General features: G+C 67.5%; 13 protein-coding genes. 6 read left to right on the top strand and 7 right to left on the bottom strand.

Annotation, left to right across the window (positions count from 1 at the left end; translation table 11 throughout):
* Positions 1–201 precede the first annotated feature (201 nt).
* The 6 genes from AC3WLC_RS03760 (at position 202) to AC3WLC_RS03735 (ending at position 6846) form a co-directional block, all read left to right on the top strand.
* A complete protein-coding gene (locus AC3WLC_RS03760; protein WP_493682595.1) occupies positions 202–1542 on the top strand; it encodes a nucleotide sugar dehydrogenase in 1341 nt (446 codons plus the stop codon).
* 60 nt (positions 1543–1602) lie between these two features.
* Positions 1603–2541: a Gfo/Idh/MocA family oxidoreductase gene (locus AC3WLC_RS03755; protein ID WP_493682594.1), complete on the top strand. Its 939-nt coding sequence runs from the start codon at positions 1603–1605 to the stop codon at positions 2539–2541.
* Between the two features lie 6 nt (positions 2542–2547).
* Complete coding sequence (locus AC3WLC_RS03750) at positions 2548–3147, top strand: acyltransferase (protein WP_493682593.1); 600 nt, start codon at positions 2548–2550, stop codon at positions 3145–3147.
* The gene (locus tag AC3WLC_RS03745; RefSeq protein WP_493682592.1) at positions 3147–4304 is read left to right on the top strand and encodes a DegT/DnrJ/EryC1/StrS family aminotransferase; all 1158 of its coding nucleotides are present in this window, start codon (positions 3147–3149) and stop codon (positions 4302–4304) included. Before AC3WLC_RS03750 ends, AC3WLC_RS03745 begins: the two co-directional genes overlap by 1 nt.
* A complete protein-coding gene (locus AC3WLC_RS03740) occupies positions 4301–5416 on the top strand; it encodes a glycosyltransferase (protein WP_493682591.1) in 1116 nt (371 codons plus the stop codon). The genes AC3WLC_RS03745 and AC3WLC_RS03740 overlap by 4 nt, the downstream gene beginning before the upstream one ends.
* A 146-nt stretch (positions 5417–5562) precedes the next feature.
* On the top strand, positions 5563–6846 hold the full coding sequence (locus AC3WLC_RS03735) for a glycosyltransferase (protein WP_493682590.1): 1284 nt from the start codon (positions 5563–5565) through the stop codon (positions 6844–6846).
* Here the strand turns inward: AC3WLC_RS03735 and asnB (AC3WLC_RS03730) are convergent.
* The 7 genes from asnB (AC3WLC_RS03730) to asnB (AC3WLC_RS03700) all read right to left on the bottom strand — a co-directional run bounded on the left by asnB (AC3WLC_RS03730) (position 6833) and on the right by asnB (AC3WLC_RS03700) (position 16660).
* Entirely contained in the window at positions 6833–8731 is a 1899-nt protein-coding gene (gene asnB, locus AC3WLC_RS03730) for an asparagine synthase (glutamine-hydrolyzing) (protein ID WP_493682589.1), read from the bottom strand. The genes AC3WLC_RS03735 and asnB (AC3WLC_RS03730) overlap by 14 nt on opposite strands.
* Before the next feature lie 36 nt (positions 8732–8767).
* Complete coding sequence (gene wecB, locus AC3WLC_RS03725) at positions 8768–9817, bottom strand: non-hydrolyzing UDP-N-acetylglucosamine 2-epimerase (protein WP_493682588.1); 1050 nt, start codon at positions 9815–9817, stop codon at positions 8768–8770.
* On the bottom strand, positions 9814–11007 hold the full coding sequence (locus tag AC3WLC_RS03720; RefSeq protein WP_493682587.1) for a glycosyltransferase: 1194 nt from the start codon (positions 11005–11007) through the stop codon (positions 9814–9816). The genes wecB and AC3WLC_RS03720 overlap by 4 nt, the downstream gene beginning before the upstream one ends.
* Positions 10994–11881, bottom strand: a complete 888-nt coding sequence (locus AC3WLC_RS03715; protein ID WP_493682586.1) for an NAD-dependent epimerase/dehydratase family protein — start codon at positions 11879–11881, stop codon at positions 10994–10996. Before AC3WLC_RS03715 ends, AC3WLC_RS03720 begins: the two co-directional genes overlap by 14 nt.
* 13 nt (positions 11882–11894) lie before the next feature.
* Complete coding sequence (locus AC3WLC_RS03710) at positions 11895–13019, bottom strand: class I SAM-dependent methyltransferase (RefSeq protein ID WP_493682585.1); 1125 nt, start codon at positions 13017–13019, stop codon at positions 11895–11897.
* A 153-nt stretch (positions 13020–13172) separates the two neighbouring features.
* Positions 13173–14765: a glycosyltransferase family protein gene (locus AC3WLC_RS03705; RefSeq protein WP_493682584.1), complete on the bottom strand. Its 1593-nt coding sequence runs from the start codon at positions 14763–14765 to the stop codon at positions 13173–13175.
* Positions 14762–16660, bottom strand: coding sequence for an asparagine synthase (glutamine-hydrolyzing) (gene asnB, locus AC3WLC_RS03700; protein WP_493682583.1), 1899 nt, complete (start codon positions 16658–16660; stop codon positions 14762–14764). Before asnB (AC3WLC_RS03700) ends, AC3WLC_RS03705 begins: the two co-directional genes overlap by 4 nt.
* Positions 16661–16762: the final 102 nt, after the last annotated feature.

The raw sequence follows: 16762 nt of genomic DNA, 5'->3' as shown, positions 1-16762 counted from the left end.
GCGAGACTATTCGGCCGCATTTCGGCAGGACAACGAAGGTCTGACTCTGGTATCGGTCAGCGCTTTCGCGCGCCCGGCCGCCAGGCCGACTTCGCGGCGGATAATGGTGCGCGGATATTGACGCGGTATGGCAAGTCTGGAAGAAGCACGCCCAAGAAATAGGGCCGCTGGCCCTTCTTGCCGTCATTCCCGGAGTGCACTGTGACTTCGCCAGCCGCGCAGCGATTCATCGATCGCGTCAACGACCGCTCCATCGTCATCGGCATCGTCGGTCTCGGTTATGTCGGCATTCCGCTCGCTCTCGCGGCCCTGCGCCAGGGCATCAAGGTCATCGGCTTCGACATCGACCAGAAGCGCGTCGACGACCTCAACGCCGGCCGCAGCGCGATCAAGCACATCCCGATGGACCTGATCGTCGAGGGCGCCAAGTCCGCCAAGTTCGTCGCCACCACCGATTTCGACCGCATGGCCGAGCCCGACGCGCTGCTGATCGCCGTGCCGACGCCGCTGACCAAATATCGCGAGCCGGACCTGTCCTATGTCGTGAAGACCACCGAGGCGATCGGCAGGCGCCTGCGCAAGGACCAGCTCGTCGTGCTGGAATCGACCACCTATCCCGGCACCACCGACGAGGTCATGCGCCCGATCCTGGAGAAGGCGACCGGCCTGAAGAGCGCCGAGGAGTTCTTCCTCGCCTTCTCACCGGAGCGCGAGGATCCGGGCAATCCCGATTTCGGCACCTCGACCATTCCCAAGGTCGTCGGCGGCGACGGCGCCGATGCGCTCGCCATGTCGCTCGCGCTCTACGGCGCGCTCGTCGTCAAGGCGGTCCCGGTCTCCTCGACCGCGACGGCCGAGGCGGTCAAGCTAACCGAGAACATCTTCCGCGCCGTCAACATCGCCCTCGTGAACGAGCTCAAGGTCGTCTATGAGGCCATGGGCGTCGATGTCTGGGAGGTGATCGACGCCGCCAAGACCAAGCCTTTCGGCTTCATGCCGTTCTATCCGGGCCCCGGCCTCGGCGGCCACTGCATCCCGATCGACCCGTTCTACCTGACCTGGAAGGCGCGCGAATACGACGTCGCCACGCGCTTCATCGAGCTCGCCGGCGAGATCAACACGCGCATGCCTTATCGCGTGGTCAACAAGCTCGCCGAGCTGCTCGACTCCAAGGGCCACAAGAACCTGAGCGACGCGAAGATCCTCGTCCTCGGCATCGCCTACAAGAAGAACATCGACGACATGCGCGAGAGCCCCTCGCTCAAGCTGATCGAGCTGATCGAGAAGCGCGGCGCCCATGTCGAGTTCCACGATCCCTTCATCCCGGTGATCCCGCCGACGCGTGAGCATGCCGAATTGACCGGCCGCAAGAGCACCGGCGTCGACAAGGCCTCGCTCGCCGGCTTCGACGCCGTGCTGATCGCCACCGACCACGACGACGTCGACTATCACGCGATCGTCGCCGGCTCGAAGCTGGTGGTCGACACCCGCAATGCCTGCGCCCGCGCCGGCATCAAGGCGGACAACGTCTTCAAGGCCTGATAGAACGGCGCCGGCGGGGCCTGTCCGGCCGGCTCATACACCAGATCGAGACGGATAATCATGACGAGCTTCGCGCTGATCGGCGCCGCCGGTTACATCGCTCCCCGCCACATGACGGCGATCAAGGCCAATGGCGGCGACCTCAAGGTGGCCTACGATCCCAACGATTCCGTCGGCATCATCGACAGCCACTTCCCGCAGGCGCATTTCTTCACCGAGTTCGAGCGCTTCGACCGCCATGTGGACAAGCTGCGTCGCCGCGGCGAGCAGATCGACTATGTCAGCATCTGCTCCCCGAACTATCTGCATGACGCCCATATCCGCTTCGGCCTGCGCGCCGGCGCCAACGTCATCTGCGAGAAGCCGCTCGTCCTCAATCCCTGGAACATCGACGGCCTCGCCGAGATCGAGCAGCAGACCGGCCACAAGATCAACACGATCCTGCAGCTGCGCCTGCACCCGGCGATCCAGGCGCTGAAGGAGCGTATCGCCAAGTCGAACGAGCGCCATGTCGTCGACCTGACCTACATCACCTCGCGCGGCCGCTGGTACCACGCCTCCTGGAAGGGCGAGGACGCCAAGTCGGGCGGCGTCGCCACCAATATCGGCGTCCATTTCTTCGACATGCTCGCCTATGTCTTCGGCCCGCTGCAGTCGCAGACCGCGAGCCTGCGCCAGCCCGAGCGCGCCGGCGGCCTGCTCTCCTACGAGAAGGCCGATGTGCGCTGGTTCCTCTCGGTCGACGCCAACGACCTGCCGGACGCCGCCAAGGGCAAGAAGACAACCTATCGCTCGATCACCGTCGATGGCGAGGAGGTCGAGTTCTCGGAAGGGTTCACCGACCTGCACACCCGCAGCTACGAGGAGATCCTCGCCGGCCGTGGCTATGGTCTCGACGACGTCCGCTTCTGCGTCGAGGTGGTCTCGCAGTTCCGGACGCTCCCGATCGTCGCCAATGGCGAGCGCCACGCCTTCGTCGACAAGTATCTGAAGGACTGACAGGCGATGGCCGCGTCGCAGATGCGTGACGATCCGCGCTTTCCCGGCGTGGCCATTCATGAGAGCGCCTATGTCGACGACGGCGTGACCATCGGCGCCGGCAGCAAGATCTGGCACTTCGTCCACGTCCTCGGCCAGACGGCGATCGGCAAGGATTGCGTCCTCGGCCAGAACGTCATGGTCGGCCCGCGCGTCAGCATGGGCGACGGCTGTAAGGTCCAGAACAATGTCGCGCTCTATGACGGCGTCGTGCTCGAGGACGGCGTCTTCTGCGGCCCGTCCTGCGTCTTCACCAACGTCAACAACCCGCGCGCCTTCCTGAACCGCAAGTCGGAATTCCGGAAGACGCTGGTCAAGACCGGCGCCAGCATCGGCGCCAACGCCACCATCGTCTGCGGCCACACACTCGGCGCCTATTGCTTCATCGCCGCCGGCGCGGTGGTGGCCAAGAACGTGCCCGACTTCGCCCTGATGGCCGGCGTGCCGGCGCGTCGCATCGGCTGGATGAGCCATGACGGCGCCAAGCTCGGCCCCGACCTCACCTGCCCCGAAACCGGTCGGCGCTATCGCGAGACCGGGCCCGATACCCTGGAGGAGATCGTCTGATGAGCGAGCGTCCCGCGATCGAGTTCATCGACCTCAAGGCCCAGCGCCAGCGCATCGGCAAGGCGATGGACGAGGCCATCCTGAAGGTCGTCCACGACGGCAACTACATCCTCGGCGAGCAGGTCGGGCAGTTCGAGGCCGGTCTTGCCGCCTTCTGCGGTGCCAAGCACGCGATCGGCGTCGCCAACGGCACCGACGCACTGATCCTGGTGCTCGAAGCCCTCGGCATCGGCCCGGGCGACGCGGTGCTCTGCCCGAGCTTCACCTTCGCCGCCACGGCCGAGGTCGTGGCCTGGATGGGCGCGACGCCGGTCTTCGCCGAGATCGATGAAGCCACCTACAACCTCGACCCGAAGGCGATCGGCGCCGCGCTCGAGACCGCCCGCAAGCACGAGCTCAAGCCGCGCGCTTTGATCACGGTCGATCTCTTTGGCCAGGCCTGCGATTACGAGCCGATCGAAGCCTTCTGCAAGCAGAACGGCCTCGTCCTGATCTCGGATTCGGCTCAAGGCTACGGCGCCCGCTACAAGGGCCGCATCGCCGGCGCGATCGGCGACTTCGCCACCACGAGCTTCTTCCCGGCCAAGCCGCTCGGCTGCTATGGCGATGGCGGCGCGATCCTGACCGACAGCGACGAGCATGCCGAATTGCTGCGCTCGCTGCGCTTCCACGGCAAAGGCTCCTACAAATACGACAACGTCCGCGTCGGCGTGAATTCGCGGCTCGACACCATCCAGGCCGCGGTGCTGATCGAGAAGCTCAAGGTCTATGCCGAGGAGATCGAGCAGCGCCAGGTTGTGGCCGCCCGCTACACCGCGGCGCTGAAGGACCTGGTCACGACGCCCTACATCATGCCGGACAGCGTCTCGACCTGGGCCCAGTACACGATCCGCGTCGACGCCGACCGCCGCGACGCCTTCCAGGCGGCGCTGAAGGCCAAGGGCGTGCCGACCACGGTCTACTACCCCAAGCCGCTGCACCAGCAGACCGCCTACAAGCACTTCCCGGTCGCCGGCAACGGCCTGCCCATCTCCGAGCGCGTCGCGCAGGAGGTCGTGGCGCTGCCGATGCACCCCTATCTCGACGAAGCCACGCAGGACTACATCATCGCCGCCGTGCGCGAGGCCCTGGCAGCGCCGACGGCCGCGGTGGCATGAGCCGGCCGCTTCGGCTGGCTTATCTCTCGCTCGAGACGCCGCGGCCGGGACAGGCCTCACAGACCCATATCGACGAGATCATCGCCAGCCTGAGACAATCGGGCTGGCAGGTCGAGCTCTTCGCCACGACGCGTGGCGGGGCCAGCGCGCGCACCTCCTTCCTGCAGCGCCTGCTCGATTACGGCCGGGTCCAGCTCACCCTGGGACGCCGCTTGCGCGAGTTCGACGCCGTCTTCGTCCGCTCGCATTTCATGGCGCTGCCGCTCGCGCTCTGGGCGCGCTGGCGCAAGCTGCCGGTCGTTCAGGAGATCAACGGCAAGCCGGCCGATATCGGCGTGACCTATCCGGCGCTGAAGCCGTTCTCACCAGTTTTCGCCTGGCTCTACCGGGCGCAATACCGCATGGCCGCCCATCTGGTCGCTGTCACCGAAGGCCTGGCGCAATGGGCGCGCGCCTTCGCGGGCCATAGCCGCGTCGACGTCGTCTCGAACGGCGCCAACACCGAATTGTTCAGGCCGGACGGCCCGCGCGCCGATATCCCCGGCCGTTATATCATCTTCGTCGGGGGCCTCGTCGCCTGGCACGGAGTCGGTACCATGCTGGCGGCGCTGCAGGAGCCGGCCTGGCCGGCGGATGTGAAACTCGTCATCGTCGGAGACGGCATCGAGCGCGGCACGGTCGAAGCCGCGAAGGCCGACCCTAGGCTGCTCTGGCTCGGCCGGCAGCCCTATGACGCGGTCCCGGCCCTGCTGCGCGGTGCGCTCGCCGCGCTTTGCGTGATCGAGGACCAGGATGGTCGCTCGGCCTCGGGCGTCGCGCCGCTCAAGCTGTTCGAGGCGATGGCCTGCGGCATTCCGGTGATCGCCAGCGACCTGCCCTTCCAGGCCGAGATCGTCACGGCCAATGAGGCTGGCCTGATCGTTCCGGCGGCGGCGCCCGAGCAAGTGGCCGCCGCGGTCAGTCAGCTCGCCGAAAGTCCTGAGGCGGTACAGGCGATGGGCGCCAATGGTGTGAGCTATGTCGTGCGCGAGGCGAGCTGGCACCGGCGCGGCAGTGACATCGACCGGATCCTGAAAGCGGTGGTGAGCAATCGAAGCCAGGGGCATGCATGACTTGGTTCCGATAGGAACAAAGATCAACCACCCTTCCAGCTCCGATAGCCGAGAATCGGATGTTAGGTCGCTAATCTTCTAATGAAAACACCAGCAAATCACTTTACACCCATTGGAAGGCTGGGGCAGGACACGCCAGCGCGCAGATGCCTGCGCCAATTCAGAGGGTCGGGTCCCCGTACATGAACCGAGCGAGCAACAGTGCGGCCGGGGCTCGGCCCGGAACGGCAGTGCTGTCGTTCTCACGCATCGCGCGCGATCGTCGTGTTCTGCGTCAATGCGAGTTGCTCGCTCAGATGGGCGCGCGGCCGCTCGTCCTGGGGTACGGCGAAGCGCAGGACGAGATCCCCTACCCTTTCGAGCGTCTGCCGGTGCCGCAGCCGACGCCGCAGCATCGCGCCAGCACGGTCATCCGGCAACTGCCCGCCCACCTTGGTCTCTGGGCCGCCCGGCTTGGCTTCTGGGCCGCGGCGCGGCATCGCTGGGCGCTGGAGCGGCTGCTCGCCTCGGACGCTCGCGTCGTCATCGCCAATGACTGGCCGGCGCTCGTCGTCGCAACGCGCTGGAAGGCGAAGACCGGCGGCTACGTCCACTACGACACCCACGAGTTCGCCACGCTGGAATTCGACGAGCGCCAGGCCTGGCGCATCGTCTACAAGCCCTTCGTCCAGCATCTCGAACGCGCCGCCATCGCAACGGCCGACGCCGTCTCGACGGTCGGGCCGCGCCTCGCCGATGAACTGCAGCGCTATTATGGCCTGTCCGAGCGCCCGCTCGTCATCCGCAACATCCCCAACCGGATCGACCTGCCGCGGGAGGTCGCCACGCAATGGCCGCTGCGTCTGCTCTATCACGGGCAGGTCCTGCAGGATCGCGGGCTGGAGACGCTGATCGACAGCATCCCGCATTGGCGCACCCCGCATCGGCTCACGATCCGCGGCGATGGCGACCCATCCTATGTCGAGCGCCTGCGCCAGCGCGTCGTGCAGCTGGGTGCGACCGATACCGTCACCTTCGAGCCCGCCGTTCCGCCCGACCAGGTCATGCCGATCGCGGCTGAATCGGCCGATGTCGGCGTGCATTTCACGCCGCTCGAAACAAAGCAGCGGCATTTCAGCCTGCCGAACAAGCTGTTCGAGTATATCGGCTCGGGGCTTGCCGTCGCGGTTTCGCCGGGAGCGGATCTGCGCCAGATCGTCGAGGGCTATGGCGTCGGGGTGGTCAGCGCGGACGCAGCCCCGCAGGCCGTCGCCGCAGCGATCAACAGCCTCGATGCGACGCAGGTCGAGCGTTTCCGGGCAGCTGCCCGTCAGGCGGCGAGCGAACTATGCTGGGAGCACGAACGCGGCATCCTGCGCGCCAGTCTCCAGCTGATGCTGCAAGGTGGCACGCTCGACACCGAGAGGTTGAGCACCGTCAGCTCTGGCTGACCTGGAAACGCTCGGCCCAGAGTCCGAGCGAAACGATCCGCCAGAGCGTGAAATCGACCGGCGCGCGCCCGTCGAGCATGTCGGCGGCGAAGCGGCGCGTGCCTGCCGCGTCGAGAAGCCCCGGCAGAACCCGCAGCGTCCGCTCGACTCCGTCCTCGACCAGTCCCCGCAGCGGCCCGCGCAGCCAGACCGCCTCGGGCGTGGCGAAGCCGAGCTTGTCGCGGCGCTCGCTGACCTCGCGCGGCAGGATGTCAGCCATGGCGCGGCGCAGCACCCGCTTGGTGTCGGCGCCGACCAGCTTGTGCCGATTGCCCAGCGCGAGCGCGAAATCGGCCAGCGGCTGGTCGAGGAACGGCACCCGCGCCTCGATGCCGTGGGCCATGCTGTTGCGGTCTTCCCAGTGCAGCAGCATCGGCAGGTTGGAGGCGTGCGCCATGACCAGGCACAGCGAGGCGATGTCGCGGGGCGGCGCAAGGCCCAGCGATGCCGCAGCGGTCTCCAGCGCCGTCGGTTGCCTGTCCAGCTCCGCCAGCGCCTGCGATGACAGCCAGCCATGCTGGACCTGGCCGCGATGGGTGCGCCGCGCCAGACCCTTGACCCGATCCGGCGCCAGCGAAAAGGCAAGCCGCAGCAGCTGGCCGCCATAGCCCTGGCCATGCATCTCGCGCCGTGCCCCGATCGTCTGGGCCAGCGTCAGCAGGCGCGCCGACCGCGCCAGCTCGGCGAGATAGATCGGGAAGAAGCTGTGATAGCCGGCGAGCAGCTCATCGGCGCCCTGCCCGTCGAGCATCACCTTGACGCCTGCGGCGCGCGCCGCCTCGAAGACGCACCACTGCGCGAAGATCGAGGTCGAGCCGAACGGCTCGTCCTGGTGCCAGGTGATGTCCGAGGCGCGCTGGAACACGTCCTCGGCGCGCGGGAAGATGAAATGCGCCTGCGCGCCCGTCTTCGCCACGACCGTGTCCATGAACGGCTTCTCGTCCACGGCCTTCTCGGCATAGCAGGCGGAGACGGTATGCAGCCCCGGCGCGTCCGGCGGCAGCATCGCCGCCATCAGGCAGACGATCGAGGAGGAATCGAGCCCGCCCGACAGGCAGGAGCCGACGGGCACGTCGGCGCGCAGATGCAGCCTGACGGAGTCGGAGAGCAGGTCACGGAAACGCTCGGCCGCGGCGCGCTCGTCGATCTCGCCGAGGGTCGGCATCGCCACCCTGTGCCAGCGCGTGATCCTGGGCTCGCTCGCACCCGGGCCGCGCGCCGGCACCGTGCAGCATTCGCCGCCGCGCAGCTGCCGGATGCCCTGGAACAGCGTCTCGGCCGTATGGTCGGAGATGCCGCCCGAAAGGAAGTCGTGCGCCCGCGCGAGATTGACGCGGCGCACCCCGCCCGGCAGGTCGAGCAGCTGCTTGATCTCGGAGGCGAAGGCGACACCGCCCGGCAGTGCCGTCAGGTAGAGCGGCTTGATGCCGTAGCGGTCGCGCGCCGCGAACAGGACCTTGTCGCGATCGTCCCAGATCAGGAAGGCGAACATGCCGCGCAGCCGCGGCAGGCAATCGGCTCCCCACAGCATGTAGCAGCGCAGCAGGACCTCGGAATCCGACTCGCTGACGAAGACCTCGCCCCGCGCCCGCAATTCCTCGCGCAATTCGATGTAATTGTAGATCTCGCCGTTGAAGACGAGGTGATAGCGCCCCGACGCATCCGCCATCGGTTGCAGGCCGGCATCGGAGACGTCGATGATCGCCAGCCGGCGATGGCCGAGCGCGACCGGCCCGGCCGGGCTTTGATACTCCTGCCAACCGCGGCCGTCCGGGCCGCGATGCGCCACCATGTCGATGCGTTCCGGCGTGACCGGAAGCCCGACCGCTGCGAAGAGGCCGCACATCAGTTCGCTCCTGCGTTATCCGGTTGTCCGGCCCTGTCAGCCCCGATGCGCCCTGATCACATCGAGGACGGCCTCCGCGGCCTGCCCGGTTCCGTAATCGGTGATGTCGGAGCGCGGCTTCCAGTCCGGCGTCGTCCAGAGCCGGTTCCAGCCATGCTCGAGCGTCTCGGTCCATTCAGTCTCGTCGCGCAAGGTGACGCAGGGCCGGCGCGCGAAATAGGCTTCCTTCTGCAGGCCGCCCGAATCCGTCAGCACCACCTTCGCCCCGTCGAGCAGGCGGACCATGTCGATATAGCCGACCGGATCGATCGTCCGGATCGAGCCCAGCTGCGTGCCGCTGCGTGCGATCGCCTGCCTCGTGCGCGGATGCACCGGCAGGATGACGGGCAAGCCAGCAGCAGTCCTGGTGATCGCGTTCATCACCGCCTGCAGCCGCGCCGGATCGTCGGTGTTCTCGGCGCGATGCACCGTCGCCAGCGCAAAGCCGCCTTCGCCCAGTCCGAGATCGGCAAGGATGGTCGACATCGCGCGCGAGCGCTTCTGCGCATGCAGCATCGCATCGTACATGACGTCGCCGACATGGTGGACGCCGCGCGTGATGCCCTCGGCCTGAAGATTGCGCACCCCGGTCATCGTCGGGCTCAGCAGCAGCGCCGAGACATGGTCGGTCAGGACGCGGTTGACCTCCTCCGGCATGCGCCGGTTGAAGGAGCGCAGGCCCGCCTCGACATGCACGACCGGGATATGCAGCTTGGCCGCCGCCAGAGCGCCGGCCAGCGTCGAATTGGTGTCGCCATAGACCAGCACCCAGTCGGGCTTGCGCTCGATGAGGCTGTTCTCGATGCCGGCCAGCATCTGGCCGGTCATCGCGCCATGCGTGCCGCCATGGATCGCGAGGTTCACCTCCGGCTTGCCGATCTCCAGCTCGCGGAAGAACACGTCGGACATCATCTCGTCGAAGTGCTGGCCGGTGTGGACCATGACCTCGCTGAAATCGGCGCTGGCGCGGATGGCCCGGCTGACGGCCGCGGCCTTGATGAATTGCGGGCGCGCCCCGACGACGGTCAGGATCGTGGTTTTCGTCATTGGGATGCTCCGGACGCCGCGCGGCGGGCCCGGCCGAGGCGCACTTTCTCGTAGTCGGCAAGGGTCTGCGCGGCAAGCCGGAGCGGATCGTGCCAACGCTCCACATAGGCCCGGCTGCGCAGTCCGAGCGCGTGCAGCGCCGGCCGCGGCATCGCGATGACCTGCCGCATCGCGGCGGCGATGGTCGCCGGCTCCGCCCGCACGAATGGCAATTGCGCCCGCATCGCAGGATCGAGGAAGCCCAGATCGCCCTCGCGCAGATAGACGATCACCGGCTTGCCGAGCGCCATCACCTCGACGGCAAGGCCGCCATACCAGCCGGCCAGGAGCTGGTCGACCACCACGTCGCACTCGGCATAGCGCCCCATCGCTTCGCGATGGGGCAGTCCCTCGATCAGCGTGAAGCGGAAATCCAGCCCCTCGGCTCGCAACTGCTCGACCGCGGCAAGGACATGGGCCGTGCCCTTGGCGCCGCGATGGCTCGGCGCATGGGCGAAAACCAGGGGCTCGGTGGAATCCGCCGCTGGCGGGCGCGGTACGAGCGGCCGCGGATCGATATGCGAATAGGCGAGGAAGCTCGCGCCCTTCGGCAACACATGGAGCAGGTCGGGATTGAAGGCATAGTGCTTGGCGCCGCTGCGGGTGAAGGCGGCGATGCCGCGCCGTTTCCAGTCGTCGGAACCCGGCACGTAATAGCCGTCGCCGAGCTCACGGGCGATCGAGATCTCGAAAAGCTCCAGCGACCTGTCGTGCTGGCGGGCATCGTCGCCCTGCCAGCTCACCGCCAGCGTCTTGCCCATCGCCCGCAGCAGCGGCAGGTCCTTGAGCCAGATCAGCCGGGAATAGAGCCTGGCCGGCCAGCGCCAGGGCTGGCGCCAGCTGAGATCGCCGAAGCCCGGGAAGGCGTTCGGTACGAGGGTGCTCTGGCCGAAGCCGAAATGTACCACGTCGGCCCAGCGCATCGCCTGCCAGAGAATGCGATAGCGCGCCATCTCGCGGGCAAGCAGCCCGTCTCCGGGGCGGGTGAGGCAGGCATCGGCCGGACGACCGTGCCCGCTCTCCTCGATCACGATGCAGCGGGCATCCGCCCCGAGTTCGCGCTGGGCTGCCGCAATCGCGGCCGATTGCCCGACGACATTAAGCGGACAGTGCAGGATGCGCAGCGGCGAGCTGCGCTCAGGCGATGCCATGCAGGCGTTCCGCCGGGGCCGCCGCCCCCGCGATGGTCAGCGCGAGCCCTTCGCGGAAGGACCGGAAACGGGCGAGGTCGTAGCGCGCCGCCAGACGCGATAGATCGGGCACGACGCTCGGCGCGCCGATCGCCTTGCGCTCGATCACCGGCTTCCGGCCGAGCTCGGCGCCGATCGCCTCCGCGACATCGGCGATGGTCAGGCTTTCCGGGGAGGCGACGTTGAGCACCTCGGTCCAGCTCTCGGCCAGGGCGGTTTCGATCACCGCGCAGATGTCTTCGCCATAGGTGGGAGCAAAGCGCATGCCGCCGCCCTGCTCGGGCAGCGTCACCGGCACGCCGTCGCGGACCCGCCGGATCAAATCGGGCAGCAGCCGCTCGGTCTGGCCGGGGCCATAGGGCGCGAACAGGCGCAGCACATTGAGCGCGAAATGACCGGCGAAGGGCCGGGCCAGAACCTCGGCCGCATATTTGCTCGCCCCGAGATAGGAGCGCGGCGCCAGTGCCGCGTCCTCGCGCAGGTCGCCGCTGAAAGGTTCGTAGACGCTGCCGGTCGAGACGAGGCAGAAGCGGCCGATCCCCGCTTCCGCCGCCGCCTCCAGCAGCATCTGCGTGCCGGCGACGTTGACGCGGAACATCTCGGCCGCATCGCCCGGAAAGGCGCGATAGGCCCGCGACTGGGCGAGATGGACGACGCCGTCGAGCCCCGTCGGCAGCTTGGGAGGCGCGACGCCGAGATCGCAAGACAAGGTCTCGGCACCGGCGACCGTCCCGCCCGGTCGCGACAGCGCGACGACGCTGTGGCCCGCGGCGAGCAGCCGGGTCACCAGGATCCGGCCGAGGAAGCCCGAAGCGCCGCTGACGAGGATACGCATCGCGCCGCCGGTCTCAGTTCGGCTTCGTCACGAGGACGGAGAGGCCGTTGGGGTTGGCGTCGTTGAAGCGCCACTCCTTGGCGCCGAGATCGCGCAGCCAGCCCTCGACCTCGTCCTGGGTGTGCTGCCAGGCGTTGTGGGGGTGATACCAGTCGAAATTGACCATGTTGTTGGTCTCGTAGTCGAAGGCCTCGTTCCAGAAGCACTTGACGAAATTGTAGTAGAGCAGGCGCTGCACATCATGCGTACCGGCCGGGATGCCGAGCACCGGGATCGGCTTCTCCAGCGTGATCGTCGCCCCGACGCGCGAGAGTTCGCGGCCGAGCTCCGTCAGCCCTTCGCAAGCGGCGTAGCATTCCTCGGGCGAGAGCTTGGTGAAGTTCTCGCGGATATGCGCATCGCTGAACTGCCGGGTCGCGCCCATCTTCTTGTAGACGTAGAAGAAGAACTGGCCGCCCGGGGAGAGCTTGCGATAGAGCGCCTCGACCGCGGCGCGGGTGTCCGGCGTATGGTGCAGCACGCCGTCGGCGATGATGAAGTCGAAGCTGCCATCGGCGAAGGGCGCTTCCATCAGGTCGGCCTGGACCACGCTGCAGTTCGGCAGCTGGCGGGTGTTCCCGAAGGTCGTGAAGGCCGCCGCCGAGATGTCCAGCGCCACCACCTGCCCGGGGCAGTTCTCGGCCATGAACTTGGTGTTGAAGCCGGAGCCGGGGCCGCATTCCAGGATGCGCTTGCGGCTTGCGTAGAAGGCCTTCAGATCCTCGCGCGTCGCCAGCCCGAACTTCTTGCAATACCAGCCGAACAGGAAGTCCTCATGCTGGGGCTCGAGCCCATAGCTCTTGAAGCGCTTCCACTTGTCCGAGAAGGTCTCGTTCGTCTTGGCCTGCTCGGCAGCCGCGGCGCGCGCCGTCGTCGTCTGGTAGGGCAGGCCATGCTTCGCCGCGAACTCGCTGAGATCCTGCTGCAGCACGCCGGTCAGGAAGGACGGCACGCCGTCCATGATCGGGATCCAGCGACCGTCCTTGGCTCGCAGCACGCCTTCGATGACGTGGTCGCCATCCTGGCGAAAGACTTCGAGCGTAAGGTCTCCGGCCGGGTATCCGGCCGGCGCGAATTGGCTGACGATCGACGAGTGCAAAGCTGGAATCCTCTTTCGGAGTCGAATAGCAAGGCGTTGCCGGTGTCCTAGACGATGCCGCTACAAAGGGAAATGCCTTTGCAGAAGCATCGCGAGGCGAGCCGCAGTTGTGTCGCCCACGCGACACTGCGGCTGGACTTGCCGCGTCGGCGTTCAGGGTAGCGATTGCGCCTGCGTTGCGACGGCCGCAACCTGATGCGCAGCCACCGCCGTTCCTTCGATCAGGGCGCGGTAAGCCTGTGCCTGCAGCGCCATGATCCGCGGCGCCGCGTGAAACCGCTCGATCCAGCCGGCCCCGCGCGCGCCGATGCCGGCCTGATCGGACGCATCCGCCGCGACCTGCCGGAGTGCCGCCGCGACCTCCTCGACGGAACCGGCGACCAGCAAGGGCGGCGCCTCCCCGAAGAAGCGTATAGCGGCGGGGACGTCGAGCGCATTCAGCACGCGCCGGCCGAGCGCCAGGGCCTCGAAGGTGACGCCGCCGAAGGCCGGCAGGGCGAACTGGTCGACGACGGCATGGCTCGTCAGATAGTGCCGCCACAGCTCCGGCTTCTGCATCGGCTCGACCCAGCGCAGCCGGCTTGCGAGGCCGAGCTCGCTTGCGAGCGCCTCGCTGGCAGCGAGGTCACGCCCCCAGCGCACCGCGACGATCTCGAAATCGACGCCTTCCGCCGCGAGCAAAGCTGCAGCGTGGAGGAAGCGGTCGTTGCCCTTGGAGAGACTGGGGTCGCCATCGCGCCAATCCTGTCGCGCCGGCGTGAAGAAGCGCAGCTTCCCCCCGGGCGGCCGTAGCTGCGCATGTGCCCGCGCGAAATCCCGCAGCCTCTGATCGTCGAAGGCATGCGGCAACGGCACGACCCGGTCCATGTCGAGGCCGAGGCGTTCCGCGGCCGCAAGGCAGTCGAGATTGGTCACCAGGACCTGGTCGGCAAGCCCGAAGCAGAGCGCCGTCATCCGCCCCGTCGGGTCGTCCTCGAAGGGCAGGCTGCGCAGCGTCCCGTGCTCATAGGCGGCATAGCGCTGGCCGGCGAGCAGAGGCCACAAGCCATCGAGCGCATAGCCCTGGACCACGTCATAGCGCCGCAGCAGCGGCGCGAAATGCCGGAAGCGTTCCCAGTAATGGTCGATGTCGGTGCGCCCCGCCGGAAAGGCCGTCTCGCCACGCCGCTCGCGCCAGAGCCGCGTCAACTCCACGAGATCGAGCCCGCCGGCCGCCTGCGCCTGCCGCTCGGGCCCGTCGATATTGCGGCCGAGGCGCTGGTCGAGCTTCTTGCGCTCATAGGCGAGCTTCCAGCCGATCTTGCGCCGGAACAGCCCCGCCTGCGCCCGGAAGGAGCGGGAGCAACGCACGAAGCGCTCATGGTCGAGCCGCTCCCAGAGGCGATCCGCCTCGGGGGAGCCGTCGATCTCGGCCGCGAGATAGCGGCAGCAATCGGCGAGTGGGCCGGAGGCGAACCAGCGCGGGCGGCGATAGCCCTTCAAATCAATGCTGTGCCAGTCCGGAAAGAAGGCGTCGGCAGGCGCCGTCTCGAAGCTCGCCTCCTCCCATTCCGGCGTCGCCATGATGTGGTAGTAGTCGAAGGACAGGACATCGGCGGCGATGCCATGGGCACGCTGGATGCGCGCATTGTTGAAGGCGTTGTTGGCGATGTTCCCGATATGCAGGACGCGCAACGGCCGGCCGAGCCTGGCCTGATGCTGCGCCAGCCAGTCCAGCGCCTCTTCCTGCATCTCAGCGTCCATCATGCGTGGCGACGCGGGTCGAGCGGCTGGCCGAGATCGCCGCCATAGACCCCGAAGCTCTCGCACCAGGCATCGAAGGAGAGCAGCGACCAGATCAGCGGCAACCGGTTCTGCGCGCCGCTCATGTGCTGGTCGATCGCCTGCGCGACGAAGGCCGGGTCGAAGACGCCGCGCGCCGCGATCCGCTCGGGCGACAGCACCTTGCGCACGAAGGGCTGCAGCGCGCCGCGATACCAGGAGGCGTCGGGCGGGCCGAAGCCCATCTTCGGCTTGTCGGCGATCTGCGGCGGCACCCAGTCGCGGATCGCGTCGCGGAACGCGATCTTGCCGGTCTCCCCGTCGCTCAGCAGGCTCCAGTCATAGGTCAGCGCGAGGTCGATCACCTCGTTGTCGAGCAGCGGTACGCGCGTCTCCAGGCTGTGCGCCATCGACACCTTGTCCTCGACCATCAGCAGACCTGCGAGGTAGGTCTTGGCGTCGATGTAGAGCAGCCTGTCCCAGATATCGTCGGAAGGGCAGGTTTCGAGGACCTTGCGCATCTCGCCGTCGAGCGAATAGCCGTCGGCGCCGGCCCGGAACGTTGGCAGCAGCGCCAGTTCGATCTCGTGCGTGGCGACGGGGTAGCTGCAGAGCTGCTGCATGCGGTGGAAAGCGTCGGCCGCGGAGTCCGATGCCGGTGCGCGGTTGCGCCCGAGCAGCCGGCCGAGCCAGGAGCGCGCCTCAGCGCCCCCTTGCTGCGCGGGCGGACGAACATAGGCGTAGCGCGAAACATAGCCGCCAAGGATCTCGTCGCCGCCGCAGCCAGAGAGCACGACCTTGCTGTCGGCAGCGACCCGCCCGGCGATCAGGTAATTCACATAGGCCATGCCCATGCGCGGCTCTTCCAGCGCCGCGACCGTCCGGTGCAGCGAAGTGGTCAGTGCCAGCTGCGGCAGCTCCAGCTCGATATGCGCGATGCCGAGATCCTTCGCCACCAGCCGCGAGAACTCGCGTTCGTCGACGATTTTGTCGTCTCCGACCTGGTCGAGGTTGAAGATGCAGGAATAGGCCCGCACGCTCGGGTCGTCGCGATAGGCCCCAGCGACGATCGAGCTCGAATCGATGCCCCCCGACAGATAGCCCATCACCGGGACATCCGCCGCGAGCTGGCGCCGGATCGCGCCTTGCAGCACCTCGCGCAGCGCCTCCGCCGCATCGGCCCGCGACATCTTGCGGCGGTTGAAGGTGATGTCCCAGTACTGGCGATCGCGCCGGCCGCCGGGCTCGTCGATGAAGATGTGGCCGGGTTCGAGCAGCCTCACCCCCTTGAACAGCGAGCGTCCGCGCCAGACGTTCTGCTGCAGGAAATAGGCATAGACCGACTGGCCATCCGGCTCGACCGGCACCAGGCCGGAGGCATGGATGCCGCGGATCTCCGAGCCGAAGACCACGGTGCCGTCAGCGAATTCCGCCAGATAGAGCGGCTTGATGCCGAGCCGGTCGCGGCCGAGCATCAGCCGGCGCGTACGGACGTCCCAGATCGCGAAGGCGAACATGCCGTTGAGCCGCTCGGCCAGCGCCTCGCCCCATTCCTCATAGCCGTGCACCAGCACTTCGGTATCGGAATGGTCGCTGGCGAAGCGATGCCCCTTCGCCTCCAGCTCCTTGCGGAGCGGGACATGGTTGTAGATCTCGCCGTTGAAGACGACGTGGACGGTGCCGTCCTCGTTCGTCATCGGCTGGTGGCCGCCGGCGATGTCGACGATCGAGAGCCGGCGGAAGCCGAGCTCGACATCGGGAGCGGACCAGAAGCCGGCATCATCGGGGCCGCGATGGACGATGGCGTCGGCCATCCCGACGATGCGCTGGGAGGCGTCGCCGAGCTTGCCGCGATGGAGAATGCCAAGGATGCCGCACATCGGAGAATCCTAGAGAAAGCCGGGGCAGTTCCAGCAGACCTGGATAGCCGTCCTGCGTCCGGAACTGCGTGAGAACGAAGGGATGGAGCCTTGGCGGCGAAG

The organism is Allobosea sp. GW821-FHT03A12 (genome assembly GCF_058986765.1).
This window is presented reverse-complemented; position numbering and strand designations above follow the sequence as displayed.